This window comes from Corynebacterium sp. 212_CJEI (assembly GCF_001055915.1).
GTDB classification, from domain to species: Bacteria; Actinomycetota; Actinomycetes; order Mycobacteriales; family Mycobacteriaceae; genus Corynebacterium; species Corynebacterium jeikeium_D.
Genome location: NZ_JVPT01000054.1, coordinates 108420 through 124483, shown reverse-complemented (window position 1 = coordinate 124483; position 16064 = coordinate 108420). Strand labels below are relative to the sequence as shown.

Genomic DNA, 16064 nt, shown 5'->3' with positions numbered 1-16064 from the left:
GGTGTGGCAACACACTGTTAGCGCATGCTAGGTTAGGCGACAAAACTAAAGTCGAACAGTCTATCTAGGAGATGACATGTCTGATCGCATCGCACATGCCGGTTTGCGCGGCAAGGTAATGACCGCCGACGAGGCTGCACAGTTTATCAATCATGGTGATGCCCTCGGCATCTCTGGCTTCACCGGTGCTGGCTACCCGAAGGCCCTGCCGACTGCGCTGGCAAACCGTGGCAAGGAACTTCACGCCAAGGGTGAAGAGTTCGCTGTCGACATCTACACAGGCGCTTCCACTGCCCCAGACTGTGACGGCGTGATGGCAGAAGCTGACATCATTCGCTACCGCATGCCGTACCAGGGCGATCCGGCACTGCGTAAGTCCATCAACTCCGGCAAGGCGAAGTACCAGGACATCCACCTCTCCCACTCCGCGCTGTACATCGAGCAGGGCTTCCTGCCGATTGACGCCGCAATTGTTGAGGTCACTCGTATTACGGAAGATGGACACCTCGTTCCGTCGTCAAGCGTTGGCAACAACGTCGAGTGGATGGACAACGCTGACAAGATCATCATCGAGGTCAACTCGTGGCAGTCCGAGGAACTCGAGGGCATGCACGACATCTACCGCATTCAGCACCTGCCTAACCGCACGCCGGTGCCGATCAACGCCCCGGGTGACCGCATTGGTACCCCTTACATCGACATCAACCTGGACAAGGTTGTCGCAGTTGTCGAGACCAACGCGCCGGACCGCAACTCCCCGTTCAAGCCGTTGGATGAGACCTCGAAGGCTATTGCCGGCCATTTCCTCGACTTCCTCGAGGGCGAAGTTCGCGCGGGTCGCCTGGCTTACGACCAGTACATCATGCAGTCGGGCGTCGGTAACGTTCCGAACGCCGTGATGGCGGGTCTGTTGGACTCCAAGTTTGAGAACATCAAGGCCTACACCGAGGTTATTCAGGACGGCATGATCGACCTGATTGACGCAGGTAAGATGACCGTCGCTTCGGCTACCTCCTTCTCCCTGTCTCCGGAAGCGGCCGAGCGTATGAACAACGAGGCTGCTCGCTACCGCGAGAACATCATTCTGCGCCCGCAGCAGATTTCTAACCACCCGGAGGTTGTCCGTCGCGTCGGCCTAATCGCCACCAACGGCATGATTGAGGCCGACATCTACGGCAACGTCAACTCCACCCACATCAACGGCAGCCGCATGATGAACGGCATCGGTGGTTCCGGTGACTTCACCCGTAACGCCTTCGTTTCCTCGTTCATCTCGCCGTCGCTGGCGAAGGACGGTGCGATTTCGACTATCGTTCCGTTCGCTTCGCACATTGACCACACCGAGCACGACGCCATGGTCATCATCACCGAGCGTGGATTCGCTGACCTGCGTGGCCTGGCACCGCGTGACCGCGTGGCGAAGATGATTTCCGTTGCACACCCGGAGTACCAGCCACTGTTGGAGGAGTACTACGAGCGCGCGCTGAAGACCGCTCCGGGCATGTCTACCCCGCACGACCTGCGTACTGCCTTCGACTTCCACGTCAACATGATTGAGAAGGGCTCGATGAAGGGCTAGGCAGTAGGGCTACGGCTGCATAGATCAGCTGGGAAACAAAAATCCCCTCCATGCGGAGGGGATTTTTTCATGCAGTAGAAGCTGCGCTAGAGACTAGCTCTAAAACGCCTAGGCGCTCAGAACTAGTCCAGCTCGAGCTGCAGAGCGTGGGTAGCGGAGATCTCCTCGGTAATCTTTCCGACGAGCTCCTCCGGAACCTCCTTGGAAACGCGCAGCACCAGGATGGCAGTCTGATCTGCTTCCTGCGGAGACAGAGCAGCAGCCTCGATGTTGATGCCGGACTCACCCAGGGTGGTAGCAACGCGACCCAGAGCGCCCGGAACGTCGTTGTACAGCAGGAAGAGGTTACGGCCCTGAGCGCGCATGTCGATGCCGCGGCCATTGATACGGACAATCTTCTCGACGCGGTTCAGGCCAGTGAGAGCACCAACGACGGTAGCGGTGGAGCCATCAGCACCGATGACCTTGACCTCGAGTACGGAGCGGTGGGAGACGGACTCCGGCTCGGTCTCGACAGTGAAGGTCACACCACGCTCTTCTGCGATACGCGGAGCGTTGACGAAAGTGACCGGTTCTTCCACCATGAGAGAGAACAGTCCACGGATTGCTGCCATACCCAGAACGTTAACGTCCTCAGTGTGCAGCTCACCGCGAGCGGTGACCTCAACAGCGGCCGGAGCGCCCTCGAGCAGACCGCCAGCAACCAGCCCCAGCTCACGAGCCAGCTCGAGCCACAGGGCCACCTCTTCACCGACAGCGCCACCGGAAACGTTGACAGCATCCGGGACGAACTCGCCAGCCAGTGCCAGCAGCACGGACTTAGCGACATCGGTACCCGCACGGTCCTGAGCCTCAACGGTGGAGGCACCCAGGTGCGGAGCACAAACAGTTTCCGGCAGACCAAACAGCGGGGAATCCGTGCACGGCTCGGTCGCGTATACGTCGAAGCCAGCACCGCGGATGTTGCCTGCCTTGATCGCGTCGGCAAGCGCCTGCTCGTCGACGAGACCGCCGCGGGCAGCGTTGATGATGATCTGGCCCTTCTTGGCCTTGCCCAGGAGCTCAGCATCGAACATGCCAGCGGTTTCCTTGGTCTTCGGCAGGTGGATGGTCACGAAATCAGCGCGAGCCATCAGGTCTTCCAGCTCAACCAGCTCAACACCGAGCTGAGCAGCACGGGCCGGGTTCGCGTACGGATCGTACGCAATGATGTTGGTCTCGAAAGCAGCGAGACGCTGCGCAAACAGCTGGCCGATGTGACCGAAACCGACGATACCGACGGTCTTGCCGAAGATTTCGACACCCTTGAAGGAAGAGCGCTTCCACTCCCCCTCACGCAGGGACGCGTCCGCAGCCGGCAGCTGGCGAGCGGTGGCCAGCAGCAGTGCGATTGCGTGCTCACATGCAGAGTGAATATTAGAGGTCGGAGCGTTGACAACCATGACGCCGCGCTTGGTAGCGGTATCGATGTCGACGTTATCCAGGCCAACGCCGGCGCGGCCGACAATCTTCAGATTCGGAGCAGCCTCGAGGACTTCCTGATCCACGGTGGTAGCGGAGCGGACGAGAAGTGCGTCAGCATCACCAACCGCAGCCAGGAGCTCAGCGCGGTTCGGGCCATCTACCCAACGGACCTCAACGGAATCCCCCAATGCGTCCACAGTGGACTGTGCCAGCTTGTCGGCGATGAGGACAACGGGGCGAGCGTTCTGGCTCACAAGCATCTCCTGGTTTGTCTCGAAAAGTTTATGCAGTATGTGCGGTGTCACTTAAGAAAACTACTAAAGCGTGCACGCGCATTACGTCTCATCATAAACTCTGGGGGTGAGACACGGGGGGACTTACCTAAGCAAAACGGCGCTTACTACCCTTTGTTTAGGGAGTAAGCGCCGTTGCCCCCGACATTCAAGTCGGCAAATATTTCGCGTTATATTTTTATTTCTGCTGGTCTATAACCTACTGGTACGTAACCAACCACGGACGCGGCTCGATGTTCATGGTCTCCTCAGGAGTAAACATCGGCTGATCCTCGTCGATGAAGTTCTTCCACGCCTCGAAAATCTCCGGCTGCAAATCCTGCAGCATGACGTTCCAGGTCTCAAACTTCTCCTGCGCGGTGCCATGGCCGTCGGCATGCAGAACGAATGCGAGCTCCGGGTGCGACAGATCCAGCGTCTCGCGGTCGCGAATCATCTGTAGCTGGAACTGGTGCAGCATCAGCATCTTCTGCGGAAGGTTGTTCTTACGAGTCAGCTCAGCCAGCCAATCAGCAACGCGGTTGACTTCTTCAGCCTTAACGTGACCAACCTGGGTCGCCGGAACCTGCCCCGGTTCCATCTTCCACTCCGGATCCAGCGCCAGACCGACGTTTGGCATCTTCAGCAGTTCTTCGTAGAACTTGGCCTGGTCCAGGAAGTCCGCACTACCCGGCTGCAGGTCGATGATGACGTAGCCGCCGGCCTTGGTCATTGCCTCGACGTACGGCTTCAGAGTCTCAACCGGAGCCGGCTCGGAGTAGTCACCGCGTGGACCTGGGTCAGCCTGCGCGACCGAAGCGATAATCTCGAAGGCCGGCAGTACCGGGTCATCAGCGAACTTCTCGTACTGCTTGACGTAGTCCTTCGCACGTGCGACGGCATCCTCCGGATCATCCTCGCCCATCACGCCCAATGGAGCGACACCTGGGTGACCATACGTTGCAATCAGATGACGGCCGGGGAACAGCAGTGTGCCTCCACCTGGCAGCTCCTTGACCTTGTCATCTTTGGCAAGCTCGATGGACTGATCAAACTTGTCCTTATCGCCGAAAACCTTACCCAGAGCAATCAGGGACTCGCCGTCGCGAGCAGCGGAAATCGACTCAGAGGTAGCACGCGCGTCGCCCACCGGCAACCAACTGACCTTCAGGCCAGCGGCACGGGCCGTAGCAATGGAGGCCAAACCGGTACCCGGTGCGGCCAGTGCCAATTTGTCCTTGACCTCCTTCGGAGATCCCTTCGGCAGGGTGACGCTCTCCTGTCCCTTGTCGTCCTGCCCATCGCTGGCGCGATCCTGAGCCTCCTGGTTGGCTGCCCCATCCTTCGTTGCATCGCCCTCGACGACAGTTGGCTTCTCCGGATCCATCTCAACGACAGCGCGAGTCGGCTTCGACTCCGTCTCCTTGAGAACCTTAAACTCGGTACCGACGAGCTCCTTAAGGCCATCGGTCGTACCCGGATCGGCAATGATCTGACGGCCCTCTTCGCCAGTCAGGTCAACTGCCCCCACAGTAAGGACTGTCTTTGCGCCCAGGCGGTCAATCTCTTTTTCCACATCGGCGATATCGGCGCCAGTATCACGGCCACGAGCATCCTTCTTCGGGCTCTTGGCAGTAGTGTCATCTTCCGCATCTTCGGCAGAACCAGCCACTAGCATCGGCAGACCAGCAGCAACCGCGATGCCTGCCGCCCTACGCTGCTCAGCAGAGCCAGCCGAGGAAACGACAACCGCTTCCGAACTGTCGATCAGACTTTCCGACGCTGCGATGTCGTCGCTAAGCACCGTCGATTCAGCGTCCACCTTCTTCGTGGAAACAGCGCTGTCGGAATTTCCACACGCGACCAAGGCGCTTGACCCCAACGCCAGGCTGACCGTCAGGGCAACGGTTGCCGTCACGCGCCGCGTCATTGCGGATACTCGCACATTTACCTCCGTGAAATGATTTGATTTCAACGATTAGACTATCGAACGTCTTTGTTGAGGGAGACCTTTCAACCCAGATTAGAACCCCGGATAGGACTGGGGCTACACCCGTTTGGCAGTAGTTGCTTTTAGCTCAGACGTTTATTCCACACGTCTACCCCACACGGTTCAGTGAAAGAAAACTAGTAAGAGAGATACGAAAAGGGCCTCATCACGGCGGTGAAGCTCAGTGATGAAGCCCTACTTCGCGAACAAGCGAGGGATTCGCTTAAGCAACAAACTTAGGCAGTCTCAGCGCGAGCGTCGACCTTAACCCAGCTCATCAGGTCGCGCAGCTTGGAGCCGACCTCTTCAATCTGGTGGTTGTTGTAGGAAGCGCGCAGGTCCTCGAGCTCCTTGTTGCCGCCCTCGACGTTGGCAATCAGGCGCTTGGTGAAGGTGCCGTCCTGAATGTCAGACAGAATCTCGCGCATGTGCTGCTTGGTATCAGCGGTAATAACGCGCGGGCCAGACAGGTAGCCACCGAACTCAGCGGTGTCGGAGACCGAGTAGTTCATGTTGGCAATACCGCCCTCGAACATCAGGTCAACAATCAGCTTCAGCTCGTGCAGGCACTCGAAGTATGCCATCTCCGGCTCGTAGCCAGCTTCAACCAGAACTTCGAAACCGACCTTGACCAGTTCCTCGGTGCCGCCACAAAGAACAGCCTGCTCACCGAAGAGGTCAGTCACAGTCTCTGCCTCGAAGGTGGTCGGGATAACGCCAGCGCGGGCGCCACCGATAGCTGCAGCGTAGGACAGAGCCAGGTCGCGGCCCTCGCCCTTCGGATCCTGGTCAACAGCAATCAGGCACGGAACGCCCTTGCCATCGACAAACTGACGACGAACCAGGTGACCCGGGCCCTTCGGAGCAACCATACCGACGGTGATGTTGTCAGCCGGCTTGATGAGGTCGAAGTGGATGTTCAGACCGTGGCCGAAGAACAGCGCGTCGCCGTCCTTCAGGTTCGGCTCGATGTCCTCGCTGTAAACCTTTGCCTGGGTGGTGTCCGGAACCAGCACCATAATGACGTCTGCCCATGCAGCGGCATCTGCGTTGGACTTAACCTCGAAGCCAGCTTCCTGGGCTTTCACAGCGGACTTGGAACCTTCACGCAGACCGATAACAACCTCGACACCGGACTCGCGCAGGTTCTGAGCGTGAGCGTGGCCCTGGGAACCGTAGCCCAGGATTGCGACCTTACGTCCCTGGATGATGGACAGATCAGCATCGTCGTCGTACAGCAGTTCAATAGCCATTAAAGTTAGCCTCTTTTCGAATCGGATTCGTTAAAAATCTTAGCGTTGAGTTGTTAGCGGGCCTGGAGCATCGGCTTCGGCCCACGTGCCATTGCGACGGTACCGGACTGAATGAGCTCACGGATACCAAACGGCTCGAGGACCTCCAGCAGGGCTACAAGCTTCGAGCGCTCACCCGTCGCCTCAATGATGACAGACTCTTGAGAAACGTCCACCACACGGGCACGGAAGAGATTGGCGGCATCGACTACCTGCGGACGATTGGTGTTGTCGCAGGAAACCTTCACCATCAGCAGTCCGCGCGACACCATGGTCTCTGGGGGCTGGCGGACCACTTTCAGCACGGGCACCAGCTTGTTCAGCTGCTTAGTGATCTGTTCGATCGGCAGCGTCTCCGTCTCAACCACGACGGTGATGCGGTTGACTCCCTCGGTCTCAGTTTCACCCGAGGTAATCGACTGGATGCTGAAACCTCGACGGGTGAACATGCCCGCAATGCGGACCAGAATACCCGGCTCATCGAGGGTCAACACGGATAGAGTGTGCAGTTCAGCCATTTTGGGACTCACTTCCTGTTGCTTCGGATCCCGATTAGCGGGTCTTCATGGACGGGTGGTTAGCGTCGGGCTGCTTCGCGGCGTCCTCGGCGTTGTCCACAACAGTGCCGTGGATGTCAGCCGGGGCCTCAGCTGCTGAATTCTCATCGTTGAACAGCGGGCGCAGACCGCGGGCGTATTCGACCTCATCATTGGACTTGCCAGCTGCCACCATCGGCCACACCTGAGCATCCTCACCGACAATGAAGTCAATAACCACCGGTCGGTCATTAATCTCGCGTGCCTTCTTAATCGCCGCCGCGACATCTTCCTTCTTGGTCACGCGGATCGCCACGCAGCCAAGCCCCTCGGAGAGCTGGACGAAGTCCGGCAGGTAGGAGTTATCCTCCGGGCGCAGCTTGGTGTTGGAGTAGCGCTGATCGTAGAACAGCGTCTGCCACTGACGAACCATGCCCAGATTACCGTTGTTAATCAAGGCAACCTTGATGGGAAAACCTTCCATTGCACAGGTGGTCAGCTCTTGATTGGTCATCTGGAAGCAACCATCACCGTCGATGGCCCAGACTTCCTTTTCTGGAGCAGCCGCCTTGGCACCCATCGCAGCCGGGATTGAGTAGCCCATCGTGCCGGCACCACCGGAGTTAAGCCAGGTGCGCGGGTTCTCGTACTGGACGAACTGCGCTGCCCACATCTGGTGCTGGCCGACGCCAGCGGCATAGATGGCCTCTGGACCAACGATGTCGGACAGAGTCTGAATTACAAACTGCGGAGCGATTGCACCATCAGCGGGCTCTTCCCACCCGAGGGGGAACTCGTCGCGGAGACCGTCGAGAAGCTTCAGCCAGTCGGCAATCTGCGGGCGACTAAGACCGAGCTTGGTGTAGGACTCGCTAAGTGCGGCAAGGACCTCGCGGGCATCGCCGACGATGGGAACATCAACTTCGCGGAGCTTGCCAATCTCTGCCGGGTCAATGTCGGCGTGGATTACCTTCGCGTTCGGCGCGAAGGAATTCAGATCACCGGTAACACGGTCGTCGAAACGCGCGCCGATAGTGATGAGCAGGTCGGACTTCTGCAGAGCAGCGACGGCTGACACCTTGCCGTGCATGCCCGGCATACCCATGTGCAGCGGGTGCGAGTCCGGGAATGCGCCGCGAGCCATCAGCGTGGTCACGACCGGAACCCCAGTCTGCTCGGCGAACTCGACCAGCTCCTTGGAAGCATCGGCTTTGATGACGCCACCACCGATGTAGAGCACCGGACGCTTTGCCGCAGCAATCATCTCAGCGGCTTCGTCAATCTGACGCTGGTGCGGAGTTGTCACCGGGCGGTAACCCGGCAGGTTAATCTCCGGCGGCCAGGTGAAGTCAATCATCATGTTCTGGAGGTCCTTCGGGACGTCCACCAGAACCGGCCCCGGACGACCAGAGGATGCCAAATGGAAGGCCTCGGCAAGCGCGCGCGGGATGTCCTCCGCCTCGGTGACCATGAAGTTGTGCTTCGTAATCGGCATGGTCACGCCGCGAATGTCAGCCTCCTGGAACGCATCGGTTCCCAGCAGCGGGCGACCGACCTGGCCGGTGATGGCAACGACCGGTACCGAGTCCATCTGAGCATCCGCAAGTGGAGTGACCAGGTTAGTAGCACCCGGACCGGAGGTGGCAATACACACGCCGACCTTGCCGGAAACCTGCGCATAGCCGGTGGCTGCGTGACCAGCACCCTGCTCGTGGCGCACCAGGACGTGGCGAAGCTTCTCCGAGTCATAAATCGGATCGTAGAGCGGAAGCACTGCACCACCGGGAATACCGAAGGCTACCTCGACACCAAGCTCTTCAAGGGATCGGACAATGGCTTGTGCACCAGAAATTCGCTCGGGGGCGCTGGTGCGCGCCTTAGCCGCGAATTGGGCGGGCGATGGGGTGTGCTGCTCGTGCGCGTTCACGATTTCGCTCCTGGATCATGGTGGGCAACTACTCAACTCACATTCCCGCTAAGAAGCTACGAATGTGACGTTGAATACGACCATAACGTCCACATAGTGAGAAGTCAATCCCACCAATTGGACACTCCACCCGTATCACACCCCGAGCACCCACCCGATTCCAACGAGAACCCCGCCCCAACTTTGGGAATCACTCTACCCAGAAACTCCCCGACCACGACCCCGGGGACACCCAAGCCTGCACACCCAAGCCTGCACACCCGAGCCCTACACGCCCGAGCCCCGCAAGCCCCAAGTCCAAAGCTCGTCTTTATGCATAATTCTTTACCTTTAAACTCAGCGCATATTAAGGCGAACGACCTACGGTGGATGGCATGGAATTCTTGCAATACATGTTGTTACGGACATGGCAATGGGTGGCCAATAACGGCCTTGCCATCGCATGTCTGGCCATTCTGCTAATTCTTGTTCCCCGTATCCGACGTTTCGTTCTGGCAATTGCGGACGGAAACATCTCCTCTTCAGAGGAGCAGTCCAAGGGACGGCGCGCACTGATTGGCGCTGTGGTTTACATCGTCGAAGTCATTGCATACTTCGTCTTAATCATCGCGATTCTGTCGAAATTCGGAATCTCACTGACCGCCGCCGCTATCCCCGCGACGGTTGTTTCCGCCGCTGTTGGTTTTGGCGCACAGGGAGTCATCGCCGACTTCCTTGGCGGACTGTTCATCATCGCCGAGAAGCAGTACGGCATCGGAGACTGGGTAGAGTTTCACTCCCCTTCGGGCACTGTCCAAGGTGACGTAGTCAATATGACATTGCGCGCCACCACGATCCGAACCCTCAACGGCGAGGAAATCATCGTGCCGAACTCCGAGGCACGCATGTGTATCAACTACTCCTCACAGTGGTCCCGTGCTGTTGTTGAAGTTCCCGTACCGATGACCGCCGGTGGCTCCATTAAGGACCTGGAAGAGCGCACTGTCGCCGCCGCCAAGAGTGCCATCGCACTGGACTCCGTCAAGGATGCAGTTCTCTCCGAGATCAAGCTGCAGTCCTCCACGGAGCTCAATCCGCCGACGGTTATGGGCCTGCCGTGGACCGTCACTATGCGCTTGATTGTCGACTGCAAACCGGGCGACCAATGGCTCATCGAGCGCGCCATCCGCGCCGCAGTCATCGACACTTGGTGGGATGACTACGGCGAGCGCGCCCAACAGACCCCGTTTGCTCCCGCCGAAGAAATCACCGGTCATGTCCGCGATGACACGATGATCGAACAGCTCAGGCAGGCCGATGCTAAGCAAGAGAAAAAACAACAGCTTGACGACGGCGACAGCGCTCCAACCGAAGTTGTCGAAGCGGTAGCGGACACTACTGCCCAGCCGGATACCGCAGAAACCAAACTGATGGAAACTCAGACCGTCGATAAGCAAGACGGGAACGAGCGATCCGACCTGCCGCATGCGGGTGCTGACCTCGATGATGCTCGACGCGAGCAAGAGGACAGCGGAAGCAACAACGCCATCCGCAAGCTGGTTAGCCACCCTGACTGGAAGACGCTCACGACGCGCCAGAAAATCCGGCGAATCCTCTCTGCAGGTGGACGTGCTCGCGTTTCGACAATCATGCTCTTGGCAACCCTAATTGTCCTCGGCGTTTTGAATCTCATGACGGTCGAGACCGAGGGCGGCCCATCCGGATGGCTAGCACCGAGCAGGTGGAGCGATCGGGTAACGACACAGGAAGAGGACTCGGAAGAGTCGTCAGCTCCGCAGTCATCGAAGCAGCCGACTAGCACCACACAGAGTGTGCAGCCCACCGAGACTTCACAGCAGACTCAGACATCACAGAATCAGCCGTCCGAGACTTCACAGCAGCCTCAGAGCACGCAGAACCGCGCACCTTCGACCGCCACCTCCACCGAGCCAGACTCTACTCAGAGCAACACCGACAACGAGAACACTGGCGGATCACAGTCGACAGACTCCACTAACAACGCAGAACCAAACTCGGCAGGGACGCAATAACCCGCAACTGCCTACCGCGCATTAGCCAATCCGAAACACCCGCTACAATCAAAGGCCATGACTGACTCGACTCCACAGCTAAAAATTGCGACGCAGCGATTTCGCCCACAGAAGACGCATCTGTTCATCGTTGCGTTCATGCTCGTGCTGTGTGTAATTGCCACCGGTTTTGCCCCGTGGCTGGCCATTACCTTCCTGGCACCGTTGATTTATACGCTTTGGATTTTCCGAGTACGCACCACCGTGGGGCCACGCGGCATCACTGCGGTGTACCTATTGTCCAAGCGCCGTTCGGTGCCCTGGAGCGATTTTGCGGGCATCTTCTTCAACAAGGGCGGCCGCGCCTTTGCGGTAACCAAGTCAGATGAGCGCATCGCCCTGCCGGCCATCTCTTTTAATTCGCTGCCGGAGTTGAAGGAAGCCACTGGCGGTCTGATTCCAGATCCGATCGCTTCGGCTCGTATGGCGGAAAATGACAAGGTCGAGGTTTTCGACCGCGATGGCCACTCCGTAATGAAGAAGGTCAGTGAGGTTGAGGCTGATGCCAAGGCTAAAGGTGACGCCTCTGCCGAGTAACATATAAGCAGTCCACAAAGCCCCTAAATCTCATTATGCGGACACCAGTGACCACGAAATGAGACATTAGGGGCTTTTTGTGATTAATATGGATAATTAATTACCTTGCACCCTATCTAGGAAGGGCAGCCCCCATGATTCCCCTTCGCTCTAAAGTCACCACTGCCGGCCGTAATGCTGCAGGTGCGCGTTCCCTATGGCGCGCAACTGGCATGACCGATAGCGACTTCGGCAAGCCGATTATCGCAATTGCAAACTCTTACACTCAGTTCGTTCCGGGGCACGTGCACCTGAAGGACGTTGGCGACATCGTCGCAGAAGCTGTGACCGCAGCAGGCGGTGTCCCCCGTGAGTTCAACACCATTGCTGTCGATGACGGAATTGCGATGGGGCACGACGGCATGCTCTACTCGCTGCCGTCCCGTGAGATTATTGCTGACTCTGTGGAGTACATGGTCAACGCTCACACCGCTGACGCATTGGTCTGTATTTCCAACTGTGACAAGATCACGCCGGGCATGCTCAATGCGGCTCTGCGTCTGAATATCCCGGTGGTCTTCGTTTCCGGCGGGCCGATGGAATCGGGATCTTCGGTTGTTATCGATGGCGTCGTCAAGCCCGGCTCTGACCTCATCTCGGCTATTTCTGCATCCGCGAACGACAAGGTCGATGACAAGAACCTACTCGACATCGAGCGCTCGGCGTGCCCGACCTGCGGATCGTGCTCGGGTATGTTCACCGCAAACTCGATGAACTGCCTGACCGAGGCCCTCGGCCTGTCCCTGCCGGGCAACGGTTCTACCCTGGCGACTCAGCAGGCCCGTCGCGATTTGTTCACCCGCGCCGGTGAACTGATTGTGGACCTGGCGAAGAGCTACTACCACGATGGTGACGAGTCTGTGCTGCCGCGCAACATCGCCAACCGCGATGCCTTTGTCAACGCAATGACGCTCGACGTTGCCATGGGCGGTTCCACCAACACTGTGCTGCACATTCTCGCTGCCGCACAGGAGGGCGAGATCGACTTCGATCTCTCTGACATCGACGCCATTTCCCGCCGCGTGCCTTGTCTGTCCAAGGTGGCACCGAACTCGGACTACTACATGGAGGACGTCCACCGCGCCGGCGGTATTCCAGCCATCCTCGGCGAACTGCGCCGCGCGGGCCTGCTGCAAATGAATGTCCGCTCCGTTCACTCCCCATCTCTGGAGGAGCACCTGGACAACTGGGATATTCGCGGCGGCAAGGCCACTGACGAGGCGATTGAGCTGTTCCACGCAGCCCCTGGCGGTGTCCGCACCACCGAGCCGTTCTCCACGTCCAACCGCTGGGAGAGCCTGGATACGGACTCCGTAAATGGTTGCATTCGCGACTTCGACCACGCCTACACGAAGGAAGGCGGTCTGTGTGTCCTGCGCGGCAACATCGCCGAAGACGGTGCTGTCCTGAAGACCGCGGGTATCGGCGAGGATCAGTTCCACTTCGAAGGCACCGCTCGTGTCGTAGAGAGCCAGGAAGAGGCTGTCTCGGTCATCTTGAACCGCACCTTGCAGCCGGGCGAAGTTCTCTTTGTCATCTACGAGGGTCCTTCCGGCGGCCCGGGCATGCAGGAGATGCTGCACCCGACCGCATTCATCAAGGGCGCTGGCCTGGGTAAGGTCTGTGCACTGGTCACCGATGGTCGCTTCTCCGGCGGTTCCTCCGGACTGTCTATCGGCCACGTTTCCCCGGAGGCCGCTGCCGGCGGTGCAATCGGTCTCGTCCGCAACGGCGACCCGGTGTACATCGATGTCGCTGAACGACGCCTTGAGATTCAGGTGTCCGACGAGGAGCTGGCCGCTCGTCGCGATGAGGAGCTCAAGCGCGATAAGCCATTTACTCCGCACAAGCCGCGTCCGCGCAAGGTCTCCAAGGCGCTGCGCGCATACGCCAAGATGGCGTCCAGTGCGGATAAGGGCGCGATCCGCATTGTCGACTAGCTAGATCAAACCCGTTTAAAGGCCTGTGCTTACCGCACGGGCCTTTGGCGTTTCTAGAGTGGCTTTGCGCCCAGTCTTCTGCGTGGGCTTCACCAAATCCCGGTACTCGACGTCGGCAATCCCCTCAGCGACGTCCTCGGTGTGTGCATATTTGCCGCCCTCGGTAATGGCCGCCATTACATATCCGGGGCCAAAAACAACGGAAGAGTGCCACGAACGCCGGTTGGACCAGCCCATTTTCGCGCCTTCAGAGCCGGGCAGCCCGGCAAGACCAAAATTCTGTCGATAGCCATCGGCAGCAATCGGCGACCAGTGTCGCATCGCCTCGAGCACCTCAGAATTAGGATGCTTCAGACGAAGCTGGGAAATAAAAGACACCACATCTTCCGCGGTGGTCCTCGATACTCCCCACTTTTCTCCGCCGGAAGTGTTGAACAGGCCGTACTCGGTCGCAATGGAATCGACCGATTCCGGGTACTTCCGGTAAAAGTCGGCGGCCAAATCGTCGTCGGAACGCGAAATCATCTTTTCGACGCGCTCGGCATCGTCGGCAGTGCCGTGTTCGAGCACATACTGACCGATATACAACTTAATCAGGGATAGCGCCGGCAGCGGGCGTTGCGATGCCTGGCTGCTGTACCCCACGCCCACCGGCTCGTAGCTCACCGCCATTTGCGTGCGCGGGTCAGTCTCAATCAACCCTTCGGCGTTGAGGTTCATGCGCGGCAGACTCACCTCATGAGTCGGCCAGGCGCTTGCCGACGAGACGGAGGCTGCAACCTCATTGTGCTCGCCGGCAGCGGCTGTCGAAGGTGAGTGAATCGACGTTGTAGCGCCTATCGAAGACATGAAAAAGACCACCGCGAGGGTGGTCTTTAGTACGTGTCTCGACTTTGGCATAGGGGGCATTGTACCCCGGCCCTAACGGAGAACCTAGTTTAGGTCGCTCGACTGTTTGTGCAGCTGCGAGCCGCCTTAGCCAACAAACGGCAGCGTGCCGGTCGTCAGCCACCACAGGCCAATTGCTGCGGCGATGGACAGAATTCCGAAGATCCACGACGATGCCAGTGGTCGACGAGCCCAGCCGCGTCCGAAATCGATGCCGATACGGCCCGGGCCGGTGAACTGCAAGCCAAGCGCCATGGCGGTCATCAACAGCTGTAGTTGGAGGTTACTGGAGTCCTGGCCAACGATATTCACACCATTGGCAGAGGTAGCCACATCAAACATGCTGAGGTAGGCGGACAATGCCAGCGCCAACGCCGCGGCCAGCGGTGTCGCGAGACCCAAGATAAGCAGGGCACCCGCGATAAGCTGAACCGTTGGGATGGCAGTGGCCATTACAGGGCCGAGGGCAAAGTTGTTCTGGCTAAACTGTGTCTCCAGCGCAGTGGTGCCACCGGAGTTGCCCCAGCCGAGCAGCGTTGTCAGACCATGGACCAGCAGTAGCGCGCCCAATCCAAGACGCAGCAGCAGGAGGCCGAAGTCAGTGGTACCGCGACGGAACTCCGGTTCGTTGTCGTCGTAGAAGTCCGTGTCTTCATCGTCGTCAGCAGCGGCGGTAGTCGTAGCAGCAGTTGCCCCGGCGGCTCCTACGCCTGCTCCTGCAACACCAGCGGCGCCAGCTGCACCAGCGGTATCGCGGGACGCAGCCGGTTCAGCGAAATCCGATTCATCGAAATACTGAGTCTCAGCAGCGGAATTGCGTGAAGAGTCATAGGTCGGCTCCGCCTCATCGTCGAATACTGGCTGTGCTTCCGACTTATTTGCAGTAGCTCCCGCTGCGGACGCTGCTGCCGCTTCAGAAGCCGAGAAGGCCTGCGTCGGCTGGCTGAGATCCTCGTCTGAATCAACGCGCTCACTACGAGCCGGCTGCTCAAAGATTTCGGTTGCCTCCGACTCCGGGGCCACCTCCGACTCTTTATCAGCCGCGGGCGCTGACTCAGTTTCAGCCTGTTCATCCCGCGGCGAAGGCTTACCGGCAGGGCTAATCACCTGAGGTGCCGTGCGGCCTGCAGCGGCGTAGGCGTCGTAGCGCTTCTTCGGCTCATCCTGAACTTCAGGCTCCGGTTCCGAGCTCGGCTCGACCTCTGTCTCTGCCACTGTCTCTGATGCAGCGGTAGGTTCCGGAGTCAGGTTTTCTTGGTCTGCCTCCGACTCCTCCGCTACGCGCTTTTCCGGCACACCCGGAAAAACCTGCGTTGCGGTGTTGTCGCTGTCATCACGGTTGGTTTCTTCGTTCATTGGCTCAGCGAGCTTGCGGTAGGTCGGGACGTCGAGATCGTCATCGAATCCGTCCTCCACATTCTCGAGGGCGCGGTCGTTCGGGTACTTCTCTGAGTCGCTCACATCGTCCACATTAAATCTACTGCCTCACTTTTGGTCGCAGGCGTGGCCGGGAAACGAGGCTGTATTGTGT

Annotated in this window: 11 protein-coding genes; 4 read left to right on the top strand and 7 right to left on the bottom strand. The window is 58.8% G+C overall.

What is annotated here, in order from left to right; genetic code table 11:
- Positions 1-76: 76 nt before the first annotated feature.
- Positions 77-1579 carry an acetyl-CoA hydrolase/transferase family protein gene (locus tag ADB02_RS06570; RefSeq protein WP_048735346.1) on the top strand — a complete coding sequence of 501 codons (1503 nt, stop codon included), beginning with the start codon at positions 77-79 and terminating at the stop codon, positions 1577-1579.
- A 122-nt stretch (positions 1580-1701) separates the two neighbouring features.
- On the opposite strand, the gene serA is transcribed toward ADB02_RS06570, so the two are convergent.
- The 5 genes from serA to ADB02_RS06545 form a co-directional block, all read right to left on the bottom strand.
- Positions 1702-3297 (bottom strand): phosphoglycerate dehydrogenase, encoded by a 1596-nt coding sequence (serA, locus tag ADB02_RS06565; RefSeq protein ID WP_049190146.1) that lies wholly within the window; start codon positions 3295-3297, stop codon positions 1702-1704.
- A 238-nt stretch (positions 3298-3535) separates the two neighbouring features.
- Complete coding sequence (locus tag ADB02_RS06560; protein WP_049190122.1) at positions 3536-5260, bottom strand: hypothetical protein; 1725 nt, start codon at positions 5258-5260, stop codon at positions 3536-3538.
- A 281-nt stretch (positions 5261-5541) separates the two neighbouring features.
- On the bottom strand, positions 5542-6558 hold the full coding sequence (ilvC, locus tag ADB02_RS06555; protein WP_038628558.1) for a ketol-acid reductoisomerase: 1017 nt from the start codon (positions 6556-6558) through the stop codon (positions 5542-5544).
- 53 nt (positions 6559-6611) lie between these two features.
- Positions 6612-7115 carry an acetolactate synthase small subunit gene (gene ilvN, locus ADB02_RS06550; protein ID WP_048735338.1) on the bottom strand — a complete coding sequence of 168 codons (504 nt, stop codon included), beginning with the start codon at positions 7113-7115 and terminating at the stop codon, positions 6612-6614.
- Between the two features lie 34 nt (positions 7116-7149).
- Positions 7150-9060, bottom strand: a complete 1911-nt coding sequence (locus tag ADB02_RS06545; protein WP_049190120.1) for an acetolactate synthase large subunit — start codon at positions 9058-9060, stop codon at positions 7150-7152.
- Between the two features lie 374 nt (positions 9061-9434).
- Between ADB02_RS06545 and ADB02_RS06540 the strand changes: the two genes are divergently transcribed.
- From ADB02_RS06540 to ilvD, 3 genes are all read left to right on the top strand, one after another.
- Complete coding sequence (locus tag ADB02_RS06540; RefSeq protein ID WP_049190143.1) at positions 9435-11090, top strand: mechanosensitive ion channel family protein; 1656 nt, start codon at positions 9435-9437, stop codon at positions 11088-11090.
- Positions 11091-11147: 57 nt separating this feature from the next.
- Complete coding sequence (locus ADB02_RS06535; protein ID WP_049190118.1) at positions 11148-11666, top strand: PH domain-containing protein; 519 nt, start codon at positions 11148-11150, stop codon at positions 11664-11666.
- Between the two features lie 134 nt (positions 11667-11800).
- The gene (gene ilvD, locus ADB02_RS06530; RefSeq protein WP_049190116.1) at positions 11801-13645 is read left to right on the top strand and encodes a dihydroxy-acid dehydratase; all 1845 of its coding nucleotides are present in this window, start codon (positions 11801-11803) and stop codon (positions 13643-13645) included.
- 15 nt (positions 13646-13660) lie between these two features.
- On the opposite strand, the gene ADB02_RS06525 is transcribed toward ilvD, so the two are convergent.
- Together ADB02_RS06525 and ADB02_RS06520 are read right to left on the bottom strand one after the other, a co-directional pair.
- A complete protein-coding gene (locus tag ADB02_RS06525; RefSeq protein WP_241482424.1) occupies positions 13661-14545 on the bottom strand; it encodes a hypothetical protein in 885 nt (294 codons plus the stop codon).
- A gap of 75 nt (positions 14546-14620) precedes the next feature.
- Positions 14621-15994: a DoxX family membrane protein gene (locus ADB02_RS06520; protein WP_241482423.1), complete on the bottom strand. Its 1374-nt coding sequence runs from the start codon at positions 15992-15994 to the stop codon at positions 14621-14623.
- Positions 15995-16064: the final 70 nt, after the last annotated feature.

What these genes read in the sequence shown, in the direction of transcription:
- ADB02_RS06570 (WP_048735346.1), top strand. Translation starts at nt 77, where the DNA reads ATGTCTGATCGCATCGCACATGCCGGTTTGCGCGGCAAGGTAATGACC.
- ilvC (WP_038628558.1), bottom strand. Translation starts at nt 6,558, where the DNA reads ATGGCTATTGAACTGCTGTACGACGACGATGCTGATCTGTCCATCATC.
- ilvN (WP_048735338.1), bottom strand. Translation starts at nt 7,115, where the DNA reads ATGGCTGAACTGCACACTCTATCCGTGTTGACCCTCGATGAGCCGGGT.
- ADB02_RS06540 (WP_049190143.1), top strand. Translation starts at nt 9,435, where the DNA reads ATGGAATTCTTGCAATACATGTTGTTACGGACATGGCAATGGGTGGCC.
- ADB02_RS06535 (WP_049190118.1), top strand. Translation starts at nt 11,148, where the DNA reads ATGACTGACTCGACTCCACAGCTAAAAATTGCGACGCAGCGATTTCGC.
- ilvD (WP_049190116.1), top strand. Translation starts at nt 11,801, where the DNA reads ATGATTCCCCTTCGCTCTAAAGTCACCACTGCCGGCCGTAATGCTGCA.
- ADB02_RS06525 (WP_241482424.1), bottom strand. Translation starts at nt 14,545, where the DNA reads ATGCCAAAGTCGAGACACGTACTAAAGACCACCCTCGCGGTGGTCTTT.